General features: G+C 76.8%; 1 protein-coding gene and 1 pseudogene. Both read left to right on the forward strand.

Going from position 1 to position 11,717, the window contains the following annotated elements:
• On the forward strand, positions 1–5,795 hold a 5,795-nt coding region (locus tag NH602_RS21310; protein WP_305882468.1), incomplete at its 5' end, for a type I polyketide synthase.
• 92 nt (positions 5,796–5,887) lie between these two features.
• Positions 5,888–11,717: pseudogene (locus tag NH602_RS21315) on the forward strand (SDR family NAD(P)-dependent oxidoreductase); the annotation flags it as partial.

The raw sequence follows: 11,717 nt of genomic DNA on the forward strand, positions 1-11,717 counted from the left end.
CCGCCGACGGCGCCACGCACCTGGTGCTCACCGCGCCCTCGGCCGCGGCGTCGGTCGACACCGACGCCGTCACCGCCGAGCTGGCCGACCTCGGCGTCGCGGTCACCGTGTCCGACGCCGACCCCGCCGACCCGGCCGCGCTCGCGGCGCTGCTCGACGGTGCCCCCGACGCCCCGACCGCGGTCGTCCACGCCGGAGAGGCGCTCGGCGACGCCGGCCTCGCCGACGTCCTCGCCCCCGTCGAGGCCCTCGCCACGGCGCTCACCGGCTCCGCGACCGCACACGACCTCGACGCGGTCGTCCTGTTCGGCTCGATCGCCGGGGTCTGGGGGGTGCGCGGACGGGCGGTCGAGGCCGCCGCAGGCGCCCACCTCGACGCCGTCGCCCGCAGCCTGCGCGGGCGCGGTGTCCCCGCGACGGCCGTCGCGTGGGGCGCCTGGACCGATCTTGCCGACCGCTCGACGGCGGCCCACCTGCGGATGAACGGCCTGCCCGCGATGGACGGCGACGCGGCGATGGCCGCGCTGGGCCGGGCCGTCGCGGACGGTGCCGCCGCCGAGATCGTGGCCGACGTGCGCTGGGAGACCTTCGCCCCGGCCCACCACGACGCCCGCGCCACCACCCTGTTCGACGCGCTGCCCGAGGCCCGCACCGCGCTGTCCGGTGCGGCCCGCGAGCGGGCCGGCCGCGAGGCCGCCGCGAGCGGGTACGGGCAGTGGCTCGCCGAGCAGCCCGAAGCGGAGCGGGACACGATCCTGCTCGACCTCGTCGCCGCGAAGGCGACGACGGTGCTCGGTCTGACCGACGGCGAGCCGCTCGAGCCCGACCTGCCCTTCCGGGACCTCGGCTTCGACTCGCTCACCGCGGTGGACCTGCGCAACCAGCTCACCGCCGCCACCGGTGTCGCGCTGCCCGCCACCCTGGTCTTCGACCACCCGAATCCCGCTGCGCTGGCCGCGCACCTGCGCGGCGAGCTGCTCGGCGGGGGTGACGGTGCCGCCGAGCCCGTCACCCTCGCCGCGTCCGCCACCGGGGACGACCCGATCGTCATCGTCGGCATGGCCTGCCGGTACCCGGGGGGCGTCGCCTCGCCCGAGGACCTGTGGCAGCTCATGGCCGACGACGTCGACGCCGTCGGGGCGTTCCCCGACGACCGCGGCTGGGACCTGGAGACCCTCGCCGGTGACGGCCCCGGCCGCAGCGCCACGGCCCAGGGCGGTTTCCTCCACGACGCCACCGACTTCGACCCGGGACCGTTCGGCGTCTCGCCGCGCGAGGCACTGGTGATGGACCCGCAGCAGCGGATCCTGCTGGAGACCTCCTGGGAGGCACTGGAGCGCACCGGGATCGACCCGGCGTCGCTGCGGGGCAGCGCCGAGTACGGCGTGTTCGTCGGCGGCGGCTCCGGTGACTACCGGCCGCCCGCCGAGGCGGGACAGTGGCAGACCGCCCAGTCCGCCAGCCTGCTGTCGGGCCGCGTCGCCTACACCTTCGGCGTCCAGGGCCCCACGGTCTCGGTGGACACCGCCTGCTCCTCGTCGCTGGTCGCCCTGCACCTCGCGGCGCAGGCCCTGCGGGCGGGGGAGTGCTCGATCGCGCTGGCCGGCGGCGTCACCGTCATGGCCACCCCGGTCGGGTTCGTCGAGTTCAGCGCGCAGGGCGCGTTGTCGCCGGACGGTCGCTGCCGCGCCTTCTCCGACGACGCGAACGGCACCGGCTGGTCCGAGGGCGTCGGCATGCTCGTCGTCGAACGGCTCTCCGACGCCCGCCGCCGCGGCCACCGCGTCCACGCGGTGCTGCGCGGCTCGGCCATCAACCAGGACGGCGCCTCCAACGGCCTCACCGCACCCAGCGGACCGGCCCAGCAGCGCGTCATCCGCCAGGCGCTGGCCAACGCCCGGCTCACCCCGGGCGAGGTCGACGCCGTCGAGGCGCACGGCACCGGCACCACCCTCGGCGACCCGATCGAGGCCCAGGCCCTGCTCGCCACCTACGGACAGGACCGCGACCGGCCGGTGCTGCTCGGCTCGCTGAAGTCGAACATCGGCCACACCCAGGCCGCGTCGGGCGTCGGCGGCGTCATCAAGATGGTGCTCGCCATGGAGCACGGCGTGCTGCCGCGCTCGCTGTATGCGGAGAACCCGTCCTCGCACGTGGACTGGACCGCGGGCGACGCACAGCTGCTCACCGCGCCCACCGGGTGGCCCGAGACCGGGCGTCCGCGCCGGGCCGCGGTGTCCTCCTTCGGCGCGAGCGGCACGAACGCGCACGCCATCCTGGAGCAGCCCCCGCACGCCGACGTCGTCCGGCGCGCCGACGACACCCGCGACGACCCCGGCGCGGTCGCGGTCCTGCTGTCCGGCCGCACCGAGGCCGCGCTGCGTGCCCAGGCCGACGAGCTGGTCGCCCACCTCGGCGAGCACCCGGACCTGCGGCTGCGCGACCTGGCCCGCGCCCTGGCCACGAGCCGTGCGACGTTCGACCACCGGGCCGCGGTCACCGCCACCTGCCGCGACGAGCTCCTCGCAGGGCTCACCGCCGTCGCCCACGGCGACACCGCACCGCAGGTCGCGACCCACCGCCTGGAGCGCAGCGGCCGCAGCGCCGCCCTGTTCTCCGGGCAGGGCGCGCAGCGGCTCGGGATGGGCCGCGAGCTGTACGAACGGCACCCGGTGTTCGCCGACGCCGTCGACGCGGTGCTCGCCCGGCTCGACGGTCACCTCGACCGGCCGCTGCGCGACACGATGTGGGGGACCGACGCCGACGCCCTCGCCGAGACCGGGGCGACCCAGCCGGCGCTGTTCGCCGTCGAGGTCGCGCTGTACCGGCTCGTCGAGTCCTGGGGGGTCCGCCCGGACTTCGTGGCCGGGCACTCGATCGGCGAGATCAGCGCCGCGCACGTCGCCGGGGTCCTCGACCTCGACGACGCCTGCCGGCTGGTCGCCGCCCGCGCCCGTCTGATGCAGGCGCTCCCGGCCGGGGGCGCGATGGTCGCGGTCGAGGCCGACGAGGACGAGGTGACCCCGCTGCTCACCGACGGCGTCGCGATCGCCGGGGTGAACGGGCCCGGCTCGGTGGTCCTGTCCGGTGACGACGACGCGGTGACCGCCCTGGCGGCGGTCCTCGCCGGCGAGGGACGGCGCACCAGCAGGCTGCAGGTCAGCCACGCGTTCCACTCGGCCCGGATGGACCCGATGCTCGCCGAGTTCCGCACGGTCGCCGAGGAGCTCGACTACCACGAGCCGCGCATCCCGGTGGTGTCCAACCTGACCGGCGCCGTCGCCGCGGCGCACGAGCTCTGCTCGGCGGAGTACTGGGTGCGCCACGTCCGGGGCACCGTCCGGTTCGCCGACGGAGTCCGTGCACTCGCCGCCCGCGGCGTCAGCACCTTCCTCGAGCTCGGGCCGGACGCGGTCCTGTCGGCACTCGTGCCGCGCAGCGCGCCGGACGCGCTCGCCGTCCCCGCCCTGCGCCGCGACCGCGACGAGGAGGCGACCCTGGTCGCCGCGCTCGCCCGGCTGCACACCCACGGCGCGGGCCCCCGGTGGGAGGCGTTCTTCGCCGGCCACGACACCCGCCGGGTCGACCTGCCGACCTACCCGTTCCAGCGCGACCGGTTCTGGCCGGACGTCATGCCCGGCCAGGAGACCCGGGCGGTCGCGCCCGCCGGCCCGGGCACCCCCGACGAGATCGACGCCGCCTTCTGGGAGGCCGTCGCGCAAGAGGACTTCTCCGCACTCGAGACACAGCTCGACGTCGAGGGCGCGGCGCTGTCGGCGGTGCTGCCGGCCCTGATGGACTGGCGCAGCCGCCGGGCGCAGGAGGCCCGGCTGGCCCGCTGGCGGCACCGGATCGTCTGGAAGCGGCTGACCGGCTCCGCGACCGGGCGGCGCCGCACCCCCGAGGGCACCTGGCTGGCAGTGCTCCCGGAGGGCACCGCCGCCGACCCGTGGGTGACCACGGTGCTCGACGGGATCGGCACCGCCGTCGTGACCGTCGAGACCGGCTCCACCGACCGCGCGGTGATCGCCGCCGCACTCACCGCGCAGCTGCCCGCCGGGACCCCGGTCGCCGGGGTCGTGTCGCTGCTCGCGCTGCGCGACGAGCTCACCGGCGACGTCCCCGACGGGGTCGGACTCACCACCGGCCTGCTGCAGGCCCTCGGCGACGCGGGCGTCGACGCCCCGCTGTGGTGCCTGACCCGCGGCGCGGTCTCCACCGGGACCACCGACCGCCCGGCACGGCCGCTGCAGGCCGCGATCTGGGGCCTGGGCCGGGTCGCGGCGCTGGAGTACCCGCAGCGCTGGGGTGGCCTGGCCGACCTGCCCGAGAACCCCGACCCGCGGGCCGCCGCCGCGCTCGGCGCGGTACTGGCCGGGCTCGACGACGAGGACCAGGTCGCCGTCCGCGGCGCCGCGGTCCTGGCGCGGCGGCTGGTCCCGGCCCCGCCGCGCGAGGACACGGCCGCCTGGACCACCACGGGCACGGTCCTGATCACCGGTGGCACCGGCGCCCTGGGCGGGCACGTGGCCCGGCGGCTGGCCGCCGACGGCGCGGGGCACCTGGTGCTGCTGGGCCGCCGCGGCCCGGACGCGCCCGGCGTGGACGGGCTGCGTGCCGAGCTCGAGGCACTCGGTGCGGGTGTGACCGTCGTGGCCGGTGACGCCGCCGACCGGGGGCAGCTGTCCGCGGTGATCGCGGCGATCCCGGCCGACCGGCCGCTGACCGGCGTCGTGCACGCCGCGGGCGTGCTCGACGACGGGATCCTGGACCGCCTCACCCCGGAGCGGTACCGGGAGGTCTTCCGGTCCAAGGTCACCGCGGCGCTGCTGCTCGACGAGCTGACCCGCGGCCTCGACCTCGACGCGTTCGTCCTGTTCTCCTCCGCGTCCTCGGCCGTCGGCAACCCCGGACAGGCCAACTACGCCGCGGCCAACGCCGTGCTCGACGCGCTCGCCGAGCAGCGCCGGGCCCGCGGCGACGCCGCCACCTCGATCTCCTGGGGTGTCTGGGGCGGCGGCGGAATGGCGGGGGCCGGCTCCGCCGACGACGCGGCCCGCCGCACCGGGATCGGTGCGATGGACCCGGCGCTCGCGGTCGAGACCATGCTCCGCCTGATCGCGGGGACGGCGCCGACCGCGGTCGTCACCGAGGTCGAGCTCGACCGGTTCGCCGGCGCGTTCGGCGGCACCCGCCCCAGCCCGCTGCTGCGCGAGTTCCCCGGCTACGCCGAGCTCGTCGCAGGCCAGGCCGGGACCCGGCCCGGCGCGGCGGAGGACGACCTCGCCGCGACGCTCGCGGCACTGCCGCCCGCGCGGCGGCTGGACACGGTCGTGGACCTGGTGCGGTCGCGTGCCGCGCAGGTCCTCGGCTATCCCGGCAGCGACGACGTCGGGGCTGAACGGTCCTTCCGTGACCTCGGGATCGACTCCCTGGGGGCGGTCGAGCTGCGCAACCAGCTCGGCGCCGCCACCGGCCTGGGCCTGCCGGCCACGCTGGTCTTCGACCACCCGACCCCCGCCGCCGTCGCCCGGTACCTGCTCGACGAGCTGGCCGGAGACGACACCGGGGCCGACGGCGAGGAGGCCGGGATCCGGGCAGCACTGGCCACCGTGCCCCTGGAACGGCTGCGCGAGCTCGGCGTGCTGGAGCCGCTGCTGCGGCTCGTCGGCCGGGGCGAGGAAACCGCAGCCGACGACGACACCGGGGCCGGTCCCGGTGGCAGCGAGGTCGACGCGATGTCCGTCGACGACCTGGTGCGGGCCGCGCTCGACGGCCGGCCCGACGACCTGTAGCGCGAGTGAGGGAACAGACGATGAACGAGAAGCACGCGTCCGGCACCGCCGGTGGCAACGACGTCGTCACCGCGCTGCGCGCCGCGGTGAAGGAGACCGACCGGCTGCGCCGGCAGAACCGGATGCTCCAGGCCGCGGCCACCGAGCCGATCGCCGTCGTCGGCATGGGCTGCCGGTTCCCGGGCGGCGTCGACTCGCCCGAGGCGCTCTGGGACATGGTCGCCGCCGGCACCGACGTGATCTCCGGGTTCCCCACCGACCGTGGCTGGGACCTCGACGCGCTGCACGCCGGCGGCACCGACGCCCGCGACACCGAGATCAGCATGCAGGGCGGGTTCCTCGACGGGGTCGCCGACTTCGACCCCGGCTTCTTCGGGATCTCGCCGCGCGAGGCCGTCACCATGGACCCGCAGCAGCGGCTGCTGCTGACCACCGCCTGGGAGGCGATCGAGCGCGCCGGTATCGACGCGGCCGGGCTGCGCGGCAGCCGCACCGGCGCGTTCATCGGCACCAACGGGCAGGACTACGCCTACCTGGTGGTCCGCTCGCTCGACGACGCGACCGGCGACGTCGGCACCGGGATCGCCGCCAGCGCCGTGTCCGGGCGGCTGTCCTACACCCTCGGGCTCGAGGGCCCCGCGCTCACCGTCGACACCGCCTGCTCGTCGTCGCTGGTCGCGCTGCACCTCGCCGTGGCCTCGCTGCGCAATGGCGAGAGCTCCCTGGCCCTGGCCGGCGGCGTCAACGTCATGTCGACGCCCGGGTCGCTGGTCGAGTTCAGCCGCCAGGGTGGGCTGGCCCGCGACGGGCGCTGCAAGGCCTTCGCCGAGGGCGCCGACGGCACCGGCTGGTCCGAGGGCGCCGGGATCCTGGTGCTGGAGCGGCTGTCCGACGCCCGCCGTCTCGGGCACCCGGTGCTCGCGGTCGTCCGCGGGTCCGCGGTCAACCAGGACGGCGCGTCCAACGGGTTCACCGCGCCGAACGGGCCGTCCCAGCAGCGTGTCATCCGGGCCGCGCTCGCCAACGCCGAGCTGTCCGCCGGCGACGTCGACGCCGTGGAGGCGCACGGCACCGGCACACCGCTCGGCGACCCGATCGAGGCGCAGAGCATCCTCGCCACCTACGGGCGGGACCGCGAGCGGCCGCTCGCGCTCGGCTCGGTCAAGTCGAACATGGGACACACCCAGGCCGCCTCCGGTGTCGCCGGGGTCATGAAGATGATCATGGCGATGCAGCACGGGGAGCTGCCCAGGACACTGCACGTGGACCGCCCCTCGACCCACGTCGACTGGTCCGCGGGCGCGGTCGAGCTGCTCACGCAGGCGCGCCCGTGGCCGGCCGTGGAGCGGCCGCGGCGCAGCGGTGTGTCCTCCTTCGGGGTCAGCGGCACCAACGCCCACGTGATCGTCGAGCAGGCGCCTGCCCCAGCCGAGCCCGCCGCCGAGCCCGCCGCCCGCCTCCCGCAGGCGCTGGCCTGGACGGTCTCGGCCCGCACCCCCGCCGCCCTGCGCGACCAGGCCGCCGCGCTGCTCGCCCACGTCGAGCGCGACCACGCCCCGACCGCGCTGGACACCGGGTACTCCCTCGCCACCACCCGCGCCGTGCAGGAACACCGGCTCGCCGTCGTCACCGGACCGGACGGACGGGCCGGGCGCGAGGCGCTCGCCGGCTGGCTGGAGCACGGGAGCGCGCCGGGCGTCGCCCTCGGCCACGTCACCGGACGTCCCCGGCTCGCCGCGCTGTTCTCCGGGCAGGGCGCCCAGCGGCTCGGCATGGGCCGCGAGCTGTACGAGCGGCACCCGGTGTTCGCCGACGCGTTCGACGAGGTCCTCACGCTGCTCGGGGACGACCTGCGGGACGTCGTGTGGGGCACCGACGCCGCCGCGCTCGACGAGACCGGGGCGACCCAGCCCGCACTGTTCGCCGTCGAGGTCGCGCTGTACCGGCTCGTCGAGTCCTGGGGCGTGACCCCGGACCTCGTCGCCGGCCACTCGATCGGCGAGATCGCCGCCGCCCACGTGGCGGGCGTGTTCTCCCTCGACGACGCCTGCCGGCTGGTCACCGCGCGCGCCTCGCTGATGCAGGCGCTGCCCCGCGGTGGCGCCATGGTCGCCGTCGAGGCGACCGAGGACGAGGTCACCCCGCTGCTCACCGACGGTGTCGCGATCGCGGCGGTGAACGGGCCGTCGTCGGTCGTCGTGTCCGGCGAGGAGGACGCCACCCTCGCCGTCGCCGCCCGGCTCGCCGAGCAGGGCCGGCGCACCAGCAGGCTGCGGGTGTCGCACGCGTTCCACTCGCCGCTGATGGACCCCATGCTGGCCGAGTTCGCGGCCGTCGCCGAGGGCCTGTCCTACGCCGAGCCCCGGATCCCGCTGGTCTCCACCCTGACCGGGGCACCCGCCACGGCGGAGCTGTGCGATCCCGGGTACTGGGTGCGCCACGTCCGTGAGGCCGTGCGGTTCGCCGACGGCGTCGGTGCACTCACCGACGCCGGCGCCCGGGTGTTCCTGGAGATCGGCCCGGCCGGGGTGCTCACCGCGCTGGCCGCGCAGTCCGCGCCCGACGCCACCGCCGTCGCGCTGCAGCGCACCGACCGCGGTGAGGAGGAGGCGACCGTCGCCGCGCTCGGTGCGCTGCACGTCGCCGGCACCGCCGTCGACTGGGAGGCCGTCCACGCCGGCACCGGCGCCCGGCGCACCGACCTGCCCACCTACGCCTTCCAGTACGAGCGGTACTGGCCGAAGGCGGTGCAGCGCCCGGGCGACGCCGTCGGGCTCGGGCTGGCCCCCGCCGACCACCCGCTGCTCGGCGCCGCGATGTCCGTGGCCGGGTCCGACGAGCTGCTGCTCACCGGCACCCTGTCGCTGACCACCCACCCGTGGCTCGCCGACCACGTCGTCGGCGGCATGGTCTTCTTCCCCGGCACCGGCTTCCTCGAGCTCGCCGTCCGCGCCGCCGACCAGGCCGGTTGCGACCGCGTCGAGGAGCTCATGCTCGCCGCGCCGCTGGTGCTGCCCGCCACCGGCGCGGTCCAGATGCAGATCGCCGTCGGCGCGGCCGACCCCGACGGCACCCGCGACGTCAGCGTGTACGCCCGTCCCGCGCAGGACCCCGACGCCGACTGGACCCGGCACGCCACCGGCCGGGTCGCCGCCGGCGAGCAGGTCGCGGAGTTCGACGCCCGCACCTGGCCGCCCGCCGGGGCCGAGCCCGTCGACATCGACGGCCTCTACGACCGCTACGCCGGCAACGGGCTGCAGTACGGCCCGGTCTTCCGCGGCCTGCAGGCGGTGTGGCGCCGTGGCGACGAGGTCCTCGCCGAGGTCGCGCTGCCTCCGGCCGGGGCCGAGGACGCGGGCGACTTCGGCCTGCACCCCGCCCTGTTCGACGCCGTCCTGCACAGCACGGTGTTCGCCTCCGCGGACGGGGACGACCGCAGCCTGCTGCCGTTCGCCTGGAACGGGGTGTCCCTGCACGCCGGCGGCGCGACCGCGCTGCGGGTGCGCGTCACCTCCGCGGGGCCCGACGCCGTCCGGATCAGCGCGGCCGACCCGCAGGGCAACCCGGTGATCTCGGTGGACTCGCTGACCCTGCGCGCCGCCGGGCCGGACGCGGCGGGACCGGACCGCCGGGACCCGGGATCGCTGTTCCGGATGGACTGGGTGCCGCAGATCCTCACCCCCCGGCACACCCCGGCGACCTGGGCGGTCCTCGACGGCGCGGGAGCCGGCGATGTCGCCGCGGCACTGTCCGCCGAGCCCGCCGCCGTGTCGACCGTGCGGACGGTCACCGGTCTCGCGGACCTCCACGACGCCGACCCGCCCGACCTGGTCGCCGTCGCGCTGACCGCCCCCGGCTCCGGCGACACCGGCCCCGCCGCCGCGCACACCCTGACCCGCGAGGTCCTCGCACTGCTCCAGCAGTGGCTCGCCGACGACCGGCTCACCCGGACCCGCCTCGTCGTACTCACCCGCGGCGCCGTCGCCGACGGCTCCGGGGCCCCGCTCGACCTCGCGACCGCACCCGTGTGGGGCCTGCTGCGCTCCGCCGGCTCGGAGAACCCCGGCCGGCTGCTGGTCGCCGACCTCGACGACACCCCGGCGTCGCTCGCCGCGGTCGCGCAGCTGCCCGCGCTGTTCGACGCCGACGAACCGCAGGCGATCGTCCGGGACGGCGCCGTGCGGGTCGGGCGGCTCGCCACGCTGGAGTCCGGCGCCGCGCTCGTGCCGCCGGCCGGGACCCCCTGGCGGCTCGGCTGCCGCGCCAAGGGCAGCCTCGACGGCCTCGAGCTGGCGCCGCACCCGGACGTCCTCGCCCCGCTGGGCGGGCACGAGGTCCGGGTCGGGATCCGCGCCGCGGGCCTGAACTTCCGCGACGTCCTCAACGCACTCGGGATGTACCCCGGCGACGCGGGGCTGTTCGGCTCCGAGGCCGCCGGCGTCGTCACCGGGGTCGGGCCCGAGGTCACCACGCTCGCCCCCGGCGACCGCGTCACCGGCATGCTGTTCGGCGGGTTCGGCCCGCTCGGCGTCACCGACGAGCGGCTGCTCACCACCGTCCCCGACGGCTGGGACTGGGAGACCGCCGCGTCGGTCCCGCTGGTGTTCCTCACCGCCTACCACGCACTGGTCGACCTGGCCGACCTGCAGCCCGGCGAGAAGGTGCTGATCCACGCCGGAGCCGGTGGCGTCGGCATGGCCGCGGTGCAGATCGCGCACCACCTCGGAGCCGAGGTGTACGCGACGGCGTCGGAGCCCAAGCAGGACGTCCTGCGCGGGCTGGGTGTGGCGCCGGACCACATCGCGTCCTCGCGGACCCTGGAGTTCGCCGGGACCTTCGCCGGGGCCGGGATCGACGTGGTCCTCAACGCCCTGTCCGGGGAGTTCGTCGACGCCTCGATGGGCCTGCTGGGCGACGGCGGCCGGTTCCTGGAGATGGGCAAGACCGACATCCGCGACGCCGCGGACCTGCCCGCCTCGATCAGCTACCGGTTCTTCGACCTCGGCGCCGTCGACCCGCACCGCATCCAGCAGATGCTGGTCGCGCTGGTCGGGCTGTTCGCCGACGGCGCACTGTCCCCGCTGCCCGTGCGCAGCTGGGACGTGCGCCACGCCGTCGAGGCGTTCCGGTTCATGAGCTCCGCCCGCCACGTCGGCAAGCTCGTGCTCACCGTCCCGCCGCCGCTCGACCCGCAGGGCACCGTGCTGATCACCGGCGGCACCGGCGGGCTCGCCGCCGTTCTGGCGCGCCACCTCGTCGCCACCCACGGCGTGGCGCACCTGCTGCTCGCCGGCCGCCGCGGGCCCGACGCCCCCGGCGCCACCGCGCTGCGCGAGGAGCTGACCGCGGCCGGTGCGCAGGTCACCGTCGCCGCCTGCGACGTCGCCGACCGCGACGCGCTGGCCGCCCTGCTCGACGGCGTCGACCCGGCACACCCGATCACCGCCGTCGTGCACACCGCGGGCGTCCTCGACGACGGCACCGTCACCTCCCTGACCCCCGCCGCCGTCGACGCCGTGCTGGCCCCGAAGGTCGACGCCGCCTGGCACCTGCACGACCTCACCCGCGACCACGACCTCGCGGCGTTCGTCCTCTACTCCTCCACCGCCGGGGTGATGGGCGGACCCGGCCAGGGCAACTACGCCGCGGGCAACACCTTCCTCGACGCGCTCGCCGCGCACCGCCACGCACTGGGGCTGCCCGCCACCTCGCTGGCCTGGGGCGCCTGGGAGCAGGGCGCCGGGATGACCGGTGGCCTGTCCGACCACGACGTCGCCCGGGTCGGGTCCGGCGGCATGCCGCTGCTGAGCGTGGAGCGCGGGCTCGCCCTCTACGACGCCGCGACCCTCGCCGCGGAGCCCCTCGTCGTCCCGCTCGGCCTCACCGGCGGCGGGACCCGGCCGACCGCAGGCGGCGTCCCCG

It is taken from the genome of Pseudonocardia sp. McavD-2-B (genome assembly GCF_024124365.1).
In the GTDB taxonomy this organism is placed as follows: domain Bacteria; phylum Actinomycetota; class Actinomycetes; order Mycobacteriales; family Pseudonocardiaceae; genus Pseudonocardia; species Pseudonocardia alni.